The organism is Qipengyuania sp. BR81-2 (assembly GCF_055693895.1).
The window spans coordinates 1,323,356-1,337,033 of sequence record NZ_CM146344.1 but is presented as its reverse complement, the minus strand read 5'-3'; the positions used below and the strand labels follow the sequence as shown (position 1 = coordinate 1,337,033).

General features: G+C 64.7%; 10 protein-coding genes and 1 pseudogene. 10 read left to right on the top strand and 1 reads right to left on the bottom strand.

Annotated features, from left to right (window positions below; genetic code table 11):
• Window positions 1-87: 87 nt before the first annotated feature.
• From glnE to ACZ1G8_RS06605, 10 genes and pseudogenes are all read left to right on the top strand, one after another.
• Window positions 88-2,775 carry a bifunctional [glutamate--ammonia ligase]-adenylyl-L-tyrosine phosphorylase/[glutamate--ammonia-ligase] adenylyltransferase gene (gene glnE, locus ACZ1G8_RS06650; RefSeq protein ID WP_472678671.1) on the top strand — a complete coding sequence of 896 codons (2,688 nt, stop codon included), beginning with the start codon at window positions 88-90 and terminating at the stop codon, window positions 2,773-2,775.
• The gene (locus tag ACZ1G8_RS06645) at window positions 2,775-3,245 is read left to right on the top strand and encodes a peroxiredoxin (protein ID WP_472678670.1); all 471 of its coding nucleotides are present in this window, start codon (window positions 2,775-2,777) and stop codon (window positions 3,243-3,245) included. Before glnE ends, ACZ1G8_RS06645 begins: the two co-directional genes overlap by 1 nt.
• Window positions 3,242-4,032 (top strand): annotated as a pseudogene (locus ACZ1G8_RS06640) (ferritin-like domain-containing protein). Before ACZ1G8_RS06645 ends, ACZ1G8_RS06640 begins: the two are co-directional and overlap by 4 nt.
• 140 nt (window positions 4,033-4,172) lie before the next feature.
• Window positions 4,173-4,871 (top strand): M23 family metallopeptidase, encoded by a 699-nt coding sequence (locus tag ACZ1G8_RS06635; RefSeq protein WP_472681145.1) that lies wholly within the window; start codon window positions 4,173-4,175, stop codon window positions 4,869-4,871.
• A gap of 161 nt (window positions 4,872-5,032) precedes the next feature.
• A complete protein-coding gene (locus tag ACZ1G8_RS06630; RefSeq protein ID WP_472681144.1) occupies window positions 5,033-6,580 on the top strand; it encodes an acyl-CoA synthetase in 1,548 nt (515 codons plus the stop codon).
• A complete protein-coding gene (locus tag ACZ1G8_RS06625; protein WP_472681143.1) occupies window positions 6,580-7,878 on the top strand; it encodes a cytochrome P450 in 1,299 nt (432 codons plus the stop codon). Before ACZ1G8_RS06630 ends, ACZ1G8_RS06625 begins: the two co-directional genes overlap by 1 nt.
• Window positions 7,879-8,065: 187 nt before the next feature.
• The gene (locus ACZ1G8_RS06620; protein ID WP_472681141.1) at window positions 8,066-8,704 is read left to right on the top strand and encodes a YqiJ family protein; all 639 of its coding nucleotides are present in this window, start codon (window positions 8,066-8,068) and stop codon (window positions 8,702-8,704) included.
• A gap of 39 nt (window positions 8,705-8,743) precedes the next feature.
• Window positions 8,744-10,462, top strand: a complete 1,719-nt coding sequence (locus tag ACZ1G8_RS06615; protein WP_472681139.1) for a flotillin family protein — start codon at window positions 8,744-8,746, stop codon at window positions 10,460-10,462.
• Between the two features lie 87 nt (window positions 10,463-10,549).
• Window positions 10,550-11,554, top strand: a complete 1,005-nt coding sequence (locus tag ACZ1G8_RS06610; RefSeq protein ID WP_472681137.1) for an agmatine deiminase family protein — start codon at window positions 10,550-10,552, stop codon at window positions 11,552-11,554.
• 35 nt (window positions 11,555-11,589) lie between these two features.
• Entirely contained in the window at window positions 11,590-11,718 is a 129-nt protein-coding gene (locus tag ACZ1G8_RS06605) for a hypothetical protein (RefSeq protein WP_472681136.1), read from the top strand.
• Between the two features lie 9 nt (window positions 11,719-11,727).
• On the opposite strand, the gene ACZ1G8_RS06600 is transcribed toward ACZ1G8_RS06605, so the two are convergent.
• Window positions 11,728-13,629, bottom strand: a complete 1,902-nt coding sequence (locus tag ACZ1G8_RS06600; protein ID WP_472681135.1) for a hypothetical protein — start codon at window positions 13,627-13,629, stop codon at window positions 11,728-11,730.
• Window positions 13,630-13,678: the final 49 nt, after the last annotated feature.

Here is a 13,678-nt window from a genome sequence, read left to right as displayed (position 1 = left end):
GGGGGCAACCTCTCTTCAATAATGCAAGTGCGGCGCGTGTGTTGCCGCAGCCAAGGCAATCACGCAAGCTTGCGCCTGCCGGTCGGCTTGGGCAGAGCCGCGAGTGATGGACGTCGACTGGACCAATGCGCTCGAGAGGGCACGCAGGCACGCCCCTTCCTTGCGCGTGGTCTCGAGAAGCTTCCCGAGCTTGCCGCGCTGCTTGCGGAAGGAAAGGGCGACGAGGCGCTGGTGCTGGCCAAGGTCGCCGGCGAAGGCATCGATGACACGGGGCTAGCGCTGAGAAGAGAAAAGCGCGCACTGGGCCTAGTGCTGGCGATCGGCGACCTTGCCGGCGCGTTCGACCTCGACAAGGTCATGCGCGAACTCTCGGTCTTCGCCGATCGCGCGCTCCACCGCGCGATCGAAGCTGCCATCGCGCGCCGCGTGGAAGGCGCCGAGCCGCAAGGGATGATCGGCCTCGCGCTGGGCAAGCACGGAGCCGGCGAGCTCAACTATTCCTCCGACATCGACCCGATCCTGCTGTTCGATCCGCAGACCCTCCCGCGCCGCGAACGCGACGAGCCTGGGGAAGCGGCCCAGCGCTACGCACGCGAAATCGTCAGGCTGATGTCGGAAGTGACGAGCGAGGGTTACGTTTTCCGCGTCGACCTGCGCCTTCGGCCCGCATCGGAAGTCAGCCCGCTGGCCCTCCCGCTCGATGCAGCGATCACGCATTACGAAAGCTCGGCCCTCGCGTGGGAGCGTGCCGCATTCATCCGCGCGCGGTCCTGTGCCGGCGATATCGCGGCGGGCGAGGCCTTCCTCGATCATATCCGCCCCTTCGTCTGGCGCCGCAGCCTCGATTTCGGCGCGATCGACGAGGTGCGCCGGCTTACGCATCGCATCCGCGACAAGCAGACTGGCCCTCGCGAGCCCTCGCCCGGTTATGACGTGAAACTCGGCCGCGGCGGAATTCGCGAGATCGAGTTCTTCGCGCAGACGCACCAGCTGATCCACGGCGGACGCGATCCCTCGCTGCGGCACAAGCGCACCCGCGCCGCGCTCGATGCGCTTGCGGCCACCGGCCGTATCGGGGAGGACGACGCACGGCTGCTCGGCGAAAGCTACGACGGCCTGAGGCGGATCGAGCACCGGCTGCAGATGGTCACCGACCAGCAGACGCACACGCTTCCTTCTGGCGAGGCGCTCGACAATGTCGCGCGGCTCGACGGTTTTTCAGACGGGGAGGCCTGGCTCGCGCACATTGCCGAACTCTGCGCGCCGGTAGCCGAACGTTACGACGCCTTGCTTGCCGAAGACGAGATTTCGGTGCCCGCCGACAGCCCCCATGTCGAAGCGCCGGGTACGCAGGTCGAACTCGACCAAGGGCTTGCAGAGCGCGTGCGCAACTGGACCGACGGGCGCTATCCGCCGCTGCGCAGCAACGCGGCACTCAGTGCCTTCGAAGCGATCCGTCCGATGCTGGTCGAATCGCTCGCAGGATCGCCGGACCCCGAACGCGCCGTGGCGCGGTGGGAAAGCCTGCTCGAACGCATGACGAGCGCGATCAACCTCTTCCGCCTGATGGAAGCGCGGCCGGGGCTCATGCAGCTGCTCGCCGATTGCCTCACTCTCGCCCCGCCGCTGGCAGACGCCATCGCGCGGCGCCCCGAGCTGGTCGATGCGCTGATCGATCGCAGCGCGCTGGACCTTCCCGGCAGCCGCGAGGAGCTGGCCGACGAGATGCGCCGCAGCGAACGCGGCGATACCTACGAGGACCGGCTCGACCGCATCCGCATCGTGACCGGCGAAACGCGTTTTGCACTGGGCGTGCAGCTGATCGAGACCACGCACGACCCGCTCGATATCGCTGCCGCGCTCTCGCGCACGGCAGAGGCCGCGCTCGAATGCGCGCAGGAGGCTGCCGAGGAAGAATTTGCCCGGCGCCACGGGCGGATCGAGGGCGGCGAACTCGTCGTGCTCGGCCTAGGGCGGCTGGGCGGCGGGGCGCTCACTTACGCGTCCGACCTCGACCTCATCTATCTCTTCACCGGCAGCCACGAGGCCGAGAGCGATGGCGACAGGCCGCTCGGCGCCACGCTCTATTTCAACCGCCTTGCCCAGCGGGTGAGCGCCGCGCTTTCTGTGCCGACCGCGGAAGGCGCGCTTTACGAAGTCGACACGCGTTTGCGTCCGCAGGGCGCGCAGGGACCACTGGCAGTCAGCCTCGACAGCTTCGAGCGCTATCAGCGCGAGGATGCCTGGACCTGGGAGCACATGGCGCTGACTCGCGCACGCGCGCTCACCGGCAGCCCGGGCGCTCGCGAGAAGGTCGCCGCGATCCTTTCGGACGTTCTGTGCCGCGAGCGCGATGCTGCGAGGCTTCGATCCGACCTGCTCGAAATGCGCGGGGAGATGGCGAAACACAAAGCGGCCAAGGGTCCGCTCGATGCAAAGCTGCTGCGCGGCGGGCTGGTCGATCTCGAGTTTCTCGTCCACTTCCTGCAGTTGCGCGAGCGCCGCGGTCTCACCCCCAAGCTCGGCTATGCCCTGACCGAGTTCGACGAGCTCGCCTCCCTCGCCGACGCGCATGACTTGATGACCCGCCTACTGGTCGGTACGCGCCTCCTCGCACCCGACCTCGCCATTCCGGGCAAGGCATCGCGCGCGATCCTGGCGCGGATGTGCGAGGCGCAGAAGTTCAAGAAGCTGCAGGCGCGCTTTGCCGAGGCGCGCGGACAAGTGGCTGCCAAGTGGCACGACATATTCGGCGAGAATTTGGAGCTGGATTGATGAGCACCTACAACGAAGGCGACGCCTTTCCCGATTTCTCGATGGAAACCCCTGATGGCGGCACCGTGACTAAGGCTGACCTCGCGGGGAAGAAGGCAGTGATCTTCTTCTATCCCAAGGACAACACGCCGGGCTGCACCACCGAAGCGAAGGACTTCACCGCGCTGAAGAGCGAGTTCGAAAAGGTCGGCACCTATCTCCTCGGCGTGAGCAAGGATTCGGCGAAGAAGCACCAGAACTTCATCGCCAAGCACGACCTCGAAGTCGATCTCGCGACCGATGCCGAAGAAAACGGCCTCTCCGATGAACTCGGCGCCTGGGGCGAAAAGAAGAATTACGGCCGCACCTATATGGGCATGATCCGTTCGACCTACTTGCTCGATGAAGACGGCAGAATCCTGCGTATCTGGCCAAAGGTGCGCGTGAAAGGCCATGCCGAGGAAGTGCTCGAGGCCGCGCGCACTGCATGAGCTCCGTCTCGCGCGCCATCCGCGATGTCCTGCTGACAGGTGACAAGACCGCCAAGGTCTTCGCCACCCGCAAGCTCGCGCGCGACTGGCGCATGGGACGGCTCGAATTCACCTTCGATTGCACCATGCCCGAGCGACCCGAATGGCCGGGGGAACTCGAGCTGCGCCTGCCGCGCGACATGCCGCGGCGCGGCAAGGGCGGGAGCGGAAAGGGCCGCATCGCGCTGTGGCACGCGCTCGCCCATATTGAATTCGTCGCCATCGACCTTGCGCTCGACATGGCCGGGCGATTCGGGGAATCGATGGGCCAAGTCTTTGTTTCCGATTTCCTTTCTGTCGCCGCAGACGAGGCGATGCACTTCGCGCTGCTAGAGCGAAAACTCGATCTCGCTCGATCTCGCACTACGGAGCGTTGCCTGCGCACGACGGGCTGTGGAGTGCGGCGCAGGACACCGCTCATGATGTCGCCGCGCGGCTTGCGATCGTGCCCATGGTGCTCGAGGCGCGCGGGCTCGATGTCACCCCGGCAACGCTCGAACGCGTGCGGGCGCAAGGCGATGAAAACGGCGCGAAAATCCTGCAACGAATCCTTGACGACGAAATCCGTCACGTCGCCTACGGGGCCAAACACTTTCGGGCAGTCTGCGCCCAACGCGACGAGAAGCCGCCGGAAACATGGCGAAATTTGGTCAAAACGCACTTTGCGGGAGGGCTGAAGCCACCATTCAACGACTCGGCGCGTTCCGCAGCCGGTTTATCGCGGGACTTCTACGCTGGTATTGCGTGATTAACCTTTAGGCCCATAACCCATACTCACGAATTGCCGGGGGGTTCCGGCGGGACAAAAAATCGATCGACGACGGGCCGGGACGCCCCACTCGATCAAGGAAAGTAGGCGCCACGACGCGCCACACGGACGGGTTTAGCATGATCACCAAGCGCACATCGCTTGCTTTCACCATGGCTGCTGCAGGAATGCTCGTTGCCGCCGCTCCGGCACAGGCCGGCACGGATGGCGTCGCTGCTGCTGCAACGGCTGCCGAAGGCGCAATCGACATGTCGAAGGTGACCAGCGTCCAGACGCAGGGCGAAGATGCCCAGTTCACCGAACTGTTCGCACGCTGGGAAAGCCCCAACGCGATCGATGCAGTCGTCGCGCCGCAGGTGTCCGTACCCTCGCGCATGCCGCTTGAGGATGCACGCCTGACCAGCGACTATGGCATGCGCACGCACCCCGTGCTGCGCCGCCGCCTCGGCCACAAGGGTGTCGATCTTGCCGCGCCGACCGGTACGCCGATCTATGCAACCGCAGACGGCTATGTTTCCAAGGCACAGCGCTGGTCGAGCTACGGCAACTATGTCGCGATCGAGCACGGCGCGCGCATCCAGACGCGTTACGCTCATATGTCGCGCATTGCCGTTTCGCCGGGCACCCGCGTCAAGAAGGGCGACATCATCGGCTACGTCGGTTCGACCGGCCGTTCGACCGGTCCGCACCTTCACTATGAAGTCCGTATCGACGGTGAAGCGGTGAACCCGGTTCCCTACATGATCGAATCGCAGGCGCAGCAGGCTTTCGCCCTCGCGATCGGCGAAGGCGGCCAGGGCGGCAACGACGAAGAATAAGAGATACGCCGGGCGAAAGCCCGCGCAGGTTCGCAGAGGAAAGGCGGTGAGGGCGACCTCGCCGCCTTTTCTCTTGCCCAAAGTCCTGCGGCAGGTAGGTTTCTCCCTGCAACCGGACGAGTCCCGCCAACAGGGACCGACGGCACGAGAGAGGACCAGCGATGCACCCTATTAGCCACGCCAAGGCACGGCCCGACCATCCCGCGATCATCATGAGCGGCAGCGGCGAGACGATGAGCTACGGCGAGATGGACGCCTACGCCAATCGCTTCGCCCAGCTGCTGCGCGCGAGAGGGCTGAAACGGCACGACCACCTCGGCGTGCTGATGGAGAACACGATCCATTACCTGCCGATGGTCTGGGGTTCGCAGCGTGCTGGCACGATGATGGTCCCGGTCTCGACCCGCCTGACCGCACCCGAGATCTGCTACATCCTCAACGATGCCGGTGTGAAGCTGCTGATCACCAGCCGCAAGTTCGACGACCGGATGGACGATATCCGCGCAGGGTGCGGCGACATGGAAATCCTCGTGCTCGGCGGAGAGGGCGAGGAGGATTTCGAGGCCGCGCTCGGCAAGCAGCCTTCCGATCCGATTGCCGACCAGGCGCCGGGCCAGTACATGCTCTATTCCTCGGGCACGACCGGCAGCCCGAAGGGTGTGCGCCCCGCTCCGCCCGACAGCGAGGACATCGAGGCGGTGAACCCGCTGGTCGGCCTGGCGGTGATGGGCGCTGGCATGCCCGCCGACGGCAGCATGGTCTATCTCTCGCCCGCGCCGCTCTACCACGCGGCTCCGCTCGGCTGGTGCACCACCGCGCAGCGTCTCGGCGGCACGGTCGTGGTAATGGAGCATTTCGAGCCCAAGCATGCGCTCGAGACGATCGAGAAGTACAAGATTACCGACAGCCAATGGGTGCCCACCCATTTCGTGCGCATGCTCAAGCTCGAGCCGCACGAGCGCGAAGGCTACGACCTCTCCAGCCACCAGCGCGCCCTCCATGCTGCCGCGCCATGCCCGGTGCCGATCAAGCGCGAGATGATCGAATGGTGGGGGCCGATCATCAATGAATATTACGCAGGCTCTGAAGGTATCGGCATGACGCTGATCAAGGCCGAGGACTGGCTCACCCACCCGGGCAGCGTCGGCAAGGCGATCTACGGCAAGATCCATGTGTGCGACGGCGAGGGCAATGAAGTCCCCGCCGGACAGGACGGGCTGCTGTTCTTCGAGAACGACCTCATCCCGACCTATCACAACGACCCCGACAAGACGCGTGAGGCCATGCATCCCAAGGGCTGGATGACGCTGGGCGATATCGGCCACCTCGACGAGGACGGCTACCTCTTCCTCACCGATCGCAAGAGCCACATGATCATCTCTGGCGGCGTGAACATCTACCCGCAGGAAATCGAGAATCTGCTGGTCACGCATGACAAGGTGATGGATGCGGCTGTGATCGGCGCGCCCTGCCCCGATTTCGGCGAGAAGGTGGTGGCCGTGGTCCAGCCAAAGGACATGAGCGAGGCCGGCGAAAGCCTCGAGGCAGAGCTGCGCGATTTCCTCGCTCCAAGCCTCGCCAAGATCAAGATGCCCAAGCTCTTCGACTTCCGCCCCGAACTCCCGCGCGAAGCGAACGGCAAGCTCTACAAGCGCGAACTGCGCGACGAATACTTGCGGAAAGCAGAGGAAGAAACGGAGCAGGCGTGATGGCAACCCAGGCGAAACCAAGGCTTGATCCCGAAACCGCCTATGAGGTGATTTCTCCCGAGAGCTACGCGCACTGGGACCCGCTGCTCGATACGTTCGACCGCCTGCGCGAAGAAGCTCCGGTAGCCTGGGTCGAGGATCCGGAGGGCCGCCATCCGCCCTTTTGGCTGGTCACGCGCTATGACGACGTGATGCGCATCTCGAAGGACAATGCGACCTTCCTCAACAATCCGCAGACGGTCGTCTTCAGCCTTACCGAGGGAATCGAGTTCGCCAAGAACCTGACCGGTGGCAGCCCGCACATGGTGGCGAGCCTGGTGACCTTCGATGCGCCGATCCACATGAAGTATCGCAAGCTCACGCAGGAATGGTTCATGCCCAAGAACCTGCGGCAGATCGAGGACGAGGTCCGCGAGCTTGCGCACAAGACGGTCGACCGCTTGCTCGAAGAGGGACCGGAGGCCGATTTCTGCAAGCTCGTCTCGCAGCCCTATCCCCTGCACGTCGTGATGCAGATTCTCGGCGTGCCCGAAGAGGACGAGCCGCGCATGCTGATGCTCACCCAGCAGATGTTCGGCGGGCAGGACGAGGACTTGAACCAGTCGGGCATGAAGGATTTGCCGCCCGAGGCGATCACCCAGCTGGTGGCGGGCGCGGTGAAGGACTTCGAGGCCTATTTCGCAAAATTGACGGCAGAGAAGCGCGCGAACCCGACCGACGACGTCGCCAGTACGATTGCCAATGCCACTGTCGACGGCGAGCCGCTAAACGACCGCGACATGATGGGCTACTACATCATCGTCGCCGCGGCAGGTCACGACACTACGAGTGCGAGTACGGCAGGCGCGATGCTGGCGCTGGCGCAGGACCCCGAACAATGGGCGCGGGTGCGGGAGGACCGCTCGCTGCTGCCCGGAATCGTCGAGGAAGCCATCCGCTGGACGAGCCCGGTGCAGCATTTCATGCGCACTGCGGCCGAGGATACCGAGGTCGGCGGACAGGAGATAGCCGAGGGTGACTGGCTGATGATCAACTACGTCGCCGCGAACCATGATCCGGCGCAGTTCGACAATCCGCGCAAGTTCGATGCAAGCCGCAGCCCGAACCGGCACCTCGCTTTCGGCGCGGGCGCGCACCAGTGTCTCGGCCTGCACCTGGCCCGGCTGGAGATGCGCATCCTGTTCGAGGCGCTGCTCGACCGGATCGAGACGGTCGAGCTCGCAGGCGAACCGGCGCGCTCGAAATCGACCTTTGTCGGCGGGCTCAAGACGCTGCCTTTACGCTTCACGCCCGCCTGAAGTCTAAATCCCCCCAATCGAAGTCAAACCCGCGCAATTGCGGGGAAAATCGAACTCGGTTCGTCGCATATTCCTACGGTTCATCGTAGAAATTTGCTAAGTGAACCACATGACTACAACAGTAGGACGATCCGCTTTCGGGTGAAACCGGAGGGCGGGACTTCCTGCGCATCAGAAAGGGGGGAACATGACATTACTCGAGCCGCACAACATGCCGTTTGCGGCCGCTCTTGGCATCATGCTCGTCCTCGCGATCGTGCAGATGATCGGTGTCGCCGATTTCGGTGACGCGGATGTCGATCTGGACTTGGATGGCGAGGGTTTGCCGGATGCGGGGATGTTCGACGGGCTGCTGACTCTGCTCGGCATCGGACGCATCCCGCTGACGATCTGGCTGGCGCTGTTCCTGCTCATGTTCGCAGGTATCGGCCTGTCGATCCAAGAGCTCGCGACGAGCCTCACGGGTAGCCCGCTCTACAGCTGGCTTGCGGCGCTGATCGCCGGCGTCGCCGCAATCCCGGTGACGGGCGTCTTCGCCCGCCCGCTGGGACGCATCATGCCCAAGGACCACACCACCGCCGTCAGCACCGAAAGCCTTGTCGGCCGGCGTGCGACGATCAGCATTGGTGTCGCCCGAACAGGATCGCCTGCGCGAGCGAGGGTGAAGGACATTCACGGCCAGACCCACCGGGTCATGGTGGAGCCGCACGAGGAATCGAGCGAACTCCACGAAGGCGACGAAGTCCTGCTTGTCCGCCGCGAGGGCAACCAATTCTACGCGACCGCGCTCGCCGAGCGCCGCCTGTCGCCAACAGTCAATCAATAAGGAGGAGCAATGGACAGTCTATTTGGAACATCACTGGTTATGATCGGGGGTGCCACTCTACTCGGCATCATCATCATCACCTTCCTGCTGAAAATGTATCGCCGTGCCTCGAAGGAAATTGCCTTCGTGCGGACCGGCGTGGGCGGCGAAAAGGTCGTGATGAACGGGGGCGCCCTGGTGCTGCCGGTCTTCCACGAAACCATGCCGGTCAACATGAACACGCTGGTGCTTTCGGTCATCCGCAGGGATGGCGAGGCACTGATTACGCTCGACCGCCTGCGGATCGACGTGAAGGCGGAGTTCTATGTCCGCGTTAAGCCCGACAGCGATGCCATCGCCATGGCCGCGCAGACGCTCGGCCAGCGCACGATGCAACCTGAAATGCTCAAGGACCTCGTCGAGGGCAAGTTCGTCGACGCGCTGCGTTCCGTCGCAGCTGGCATGACGATGAACGAGTTGCACGAGCAGCGTGCCGACTTCGTCCAGAAGGTGCAGCAGGTCTCCTCGAACGATCTCGCCATGAACGGCCTGGAGCTGGAATCGGTCTCGCTGACCGGTCTCGACCAGACGAGCATCGAGCACTTCAACGCCAACAACGCCTTCGACGCTGAAGGTCTGACCAAGCTGACCGAGCAGATCGAGGCGCGCAAGAAACTGCGCAACGACATCGAGCAGGATACGCGCGTCCAGATGGAAACGAAGAACCTCGAAGCAGACACCAAGAGCTTCGAAATCGGACGTGACCAGGAATACGCACGGCTTGCGCAGGAACGCGAAGTCGAGGTGCGCCGTGCCGCGCAGATGGCGGAGATTGCCCGCGAACAGGCCGAACGCCAGCGTGAAGCCGATGCAGCGAAGATCGAGGCGAAGAAGCAGGTCGATGCGCAGCAGATCGAAGCCGACCGTCTCGTCGAAGAGGCTCGGATCGACCAGCAGCGTGCGCTCGAAATCGCCCGGCAGGAGCAGCAGATCGCGGTCCAGAACAAGAGCCGCGAGGAAAGCCAGGCCAAGGCGGAAGCCGACGAAGCCCGCGCCAAGGCTGTCGCTGCCGAGGAACAGGTCGCAACCAGCCGCGAAACCGAGATCGCAGAGCGTGACAAGCGCATTCAGCTGATCGAAGCTTCGAAACAGGCAGAGCGCGACGCCATCTCGGTGAAAGTGGAAGCCGAAGCCGAAAAGGACGCAGCCACCAACCGCGCCGAAGCGCTGCGTCTCGAAGCGCAGGGCGAGGCCGAGGCCGAGAAGCTGCGTGCCGAAGCTGCACGCGTCCGCTTCGAAGTCGAGGCAGCCGGTCAGAAGGCGATCAACGAGGCGGCGAACATCCTGTCCTCGGACCAGATCAGCCTGCAGACCAAGATGGCCCTGCTCAAGGTCCTGCCCGAACTGGTCAAGGAAAGCGCCAAGCCTATGGAGGCGATCGAGAGCATCAAGATCGTCCAGGTCGATGGCCTTACCAATGGCGGCGGCAAGGGTGCCGGAAACGGCGTCGCTGCAGCTGGCGGATCGGGCAACCTCGCGACCGATGCGGTCAGCGCAGCGCTGGCCTACCGTGCGCAGGCTCCGGTGCTCGACGGGCTGATGAAGGAACTGGGCCTCGACGGCTCAAGCCTCAACAGCCTCGTGAAGGGCCCGGCAGAGCAGACCGGCGGGTTCGAAGTCGAAGACGAAACCGAAGCCAAGGAGAAGCGCAAGGCACTCCCGGCCAACGGCAAGTCGAAAGACGCCAACCAGTCCGGGGGCGAAAACGCCGACGCCTGATCGGCAGGCGATACGCAAAGAGAAGGGGGCGCTTCGGCGTCCCCTTTTTATTGCCTAGTCCCGTCGGCCGCGCCTAACCGCAGCACCATGAGCGATACGCCCACATGGACCATGCCCCCCGAATGGGCGCCGCAGGACTGGCTGTGGATCGGATTTCCGCACAACGCCGACGAGTGGCCCGAAGTGCTCCCCGCAGCGCAGGAGCAGATCGCCGCTTTCGCCAATGCGGTTGCCGAAAGCGGGCAGGAGGTCCGCCTGCTCGTGCGCGATGCAGCCAATGAAGCGCGAGCGCGCAGCCTCGTGACGGGCGCCGTGAAGCTGGAACGCCGCAGCTATGGCGATGTCTGGCTTCGCGATACCGGCCCGCTGATCCTTTCGGGCGGGAACGGCAATCGCGCAGCGCGCCGCTTCGGCTTCAACGGCTGGGGCGGGAAGTACCTGATGGACGGCGACCAGACGATCGGGGCCGAGCTCGCGAGGGATGAAGACCTGCCGCTCGAGATTGCCGACTGGATCCTCGAAGGCGGCGCCATCGACGGCGACGGGACGGGCCTCGTCGCGACCACCGAGCAGTGCCTGCTCAATCCCAATCGCAACCCGCAGCTATCGCGCGAGGATATCGAGCAGCGCCTCGAGCGCGATCTCGGTTTCAGCCGCGTGCTCTGGCTCGGCGCGGGCCTCATCAACGACCATACCGACGGCCATGTCGACAATCTCGCGCGGTTCGTTGCGCCGAACACGCTCGCCCTACCGCGCGCGACGGGCAACGACGATCCCAATGGCGCGATCTATGCCGACGCCAAGGCCCGCGCGGAGGCCGCGGGTGTCACCGTGAAGGAAATCCCGTCGCCCGGCCTCGTCACCAGCGGCGACCGGATCGAACCGGCAAGCTACGCCAATTTCGCGATTACCAGCCATCTCGTCGTGGTGCCGACCTTCGGCAGCCCGCATGACGAAGAGGGTGTTGCGGCTATCGCGGAGCTTTTCCCCGACCGCGCAACCATCGGTGTCCGCGGGGACGCCGTGCTTGCCGGAGGGGGCGGATTCCACTGCGCCAGCCAGCAAATGCCCTCAGCCGGATGGAAAAGTTAACCCTTCGTTAGGATTTCGGGCGGAGAATGGCCCGCATGGCAAAGGCAATCGCTCTCGCTCGTACACACGTTCCGGCACTTCCGCTGGCCGAGCACGCACGCGTTGTCATTGTCACCGGTTGCGGCCTCGCGCTGATCCTCGCCGGCCCCGTGCTTCCGCTTTAAGCGCTCCCGCTAGATTCCGCTTCGCTCGTCCTGGTCGATCCAGGCGAACAGTGCCGCGCGCAATTCCTGCCACTTGATCGCCGCCCACAGGACGAGACCGCTGAATGCGAGCATCGCAAGGCTGCTAGAGCCAAACCCTTCGAAAGTGTCGCCCAGCGCCCAGGCGAGAAACGGCAGGCCCACGATCAGTCCGGCGCGCCGGTTCACTGCGAGCGCGAAGATCGCGAGGCCGAGGAAGATCACCACGGCACCCGGCAGCACCGTTTCGCCCGTGGCGGCAAAGTGGAACAGGTTCGGCACCAGCAACAGGCTTGCGAGCATGTGGAGCCAGAACGCCGTGTCCGAGCTTTGCGTGCGGCGCTCGCGGTCCGACAGATCGAGCCAGACGCCGAGCCCGGCAGCCAATGCGCCTGCCAGCAACAGGCGGATGCGGATGCTCGTCTCAGTCGGTTCGGGAAGCGTGCTCGCCGGATCGGTGCTGGCGAGGAGGTCGATGAAGAACATCGGCAGCAGCGCGGCAGCGGCCATGGCGAGAGCGAGAGGCACGCGGTGCCTGAAGGCGAACAGCACGTTGAGCAGCGCCGAGACAAGGCAGGCGATGACCACGCCGAGCGGGTCTATCCCATCACGGAAGCCGGAAAGATCGCGCCCCTCGGGATTGATCGCGGCGTAACCGAAGAGACCGCCCACGAAGAACGCCACGAATGCGAATTGTCCTGCAAGGACGATCGCCGGGAATGCCATGCGTCTCACGCGTACGAAGAATTCGGCGACCAGCCAGATGGCGACCCCGGGGATCAGCAGCGCGGTCATCGTGCGCCACAGCCAGTCCTCGCTCAATCCGCCGCGCGTTACGATGCCCGACTGGTAGAGCCAGACGCCAGCGACGATCCACGCTCCGAAAGCGACCGGCAGCGTGCCCATGACCACGAAGATGTCGTTGAAGCCCGAAACGAGCCTGACCGGCTCTTCTTCCGCCGGGGTCTCGGGCGCGACGGGCTTGGGCGGAGGCACGAAGGCGCCGGCAGCCGGAAGCTTCTCCTTCAGCGCCGACGGCGCAAGCAGGAGTGCTGCACGGCGCAGCGGAGACCAGAATGCGGCAAGCGTGAGGATGCCGATGCCCAGCGTCAAGCTGACGGCGATCAGCCGCGTCTCGATCGCCAGCCCCTCTCCCAGCGAAGCGAGAGCATAGGCGACGTAGCCGATGCTCGAGGCGAGTAGCGGGCGGCGGTCGATCACCAGCGCCACGAGCGCGAGCAGCGCAACGATCGCCAGCACGGGAATCGCTGCAATCGGCTCGGCGGCGGAGGGGTCGAAGCCTCCGATCAGGAAGATGCCGTGGACGAGGCAGGGCGCGGCGAAGATGTGCAGCCAGAAAGCGATGCCCGACCTGCGCGTCTCGCGTTCAGGGTCGGACATATCGACTGCCATGGCGGCAGCGAACAGGATGATGCCCGCGGCAAGGCTCTGTAGCGGGCCGCCACCACCCCATGCCGTCTCGAGGATCTCGCCCATGCCGAGGATAAGCGTTGCGACCGGCGCCGCCACGACGAGCGCACCTGCAAAAGGCACACGGTAGGCGTGCCAGAACCACGCCATCGCCCCCGCCACGACAAGGCCCGATGCCATGTCGACAAGCGAGGCGAGCACGAATACGCCGGCAGCAAAGCTGGCCGCGAGGACGATGCCGCTGAAGGCGAAGTTGCGCTGCTTCACCAGCGGGATTGCGAGACCTGCTGCAGCCGCTGCGATTACCGGCCCGACGAAGGGCCCGAGCACGGCCAGCGCCGCACCGAGAGCGACCAGTCCGAGCAGGCTGGCAATGCCTGCAAGGATATCTGCCGCGCCCGTTACCAGCCGGGCATCTTCCTCGTCGCGGCGCTGCGCGGCAATGTCTGCGTTGGTGTTCAAATCATTGACCCCTCAAATCCGGACGGGATCATAGCACCGGGGCCTTGAG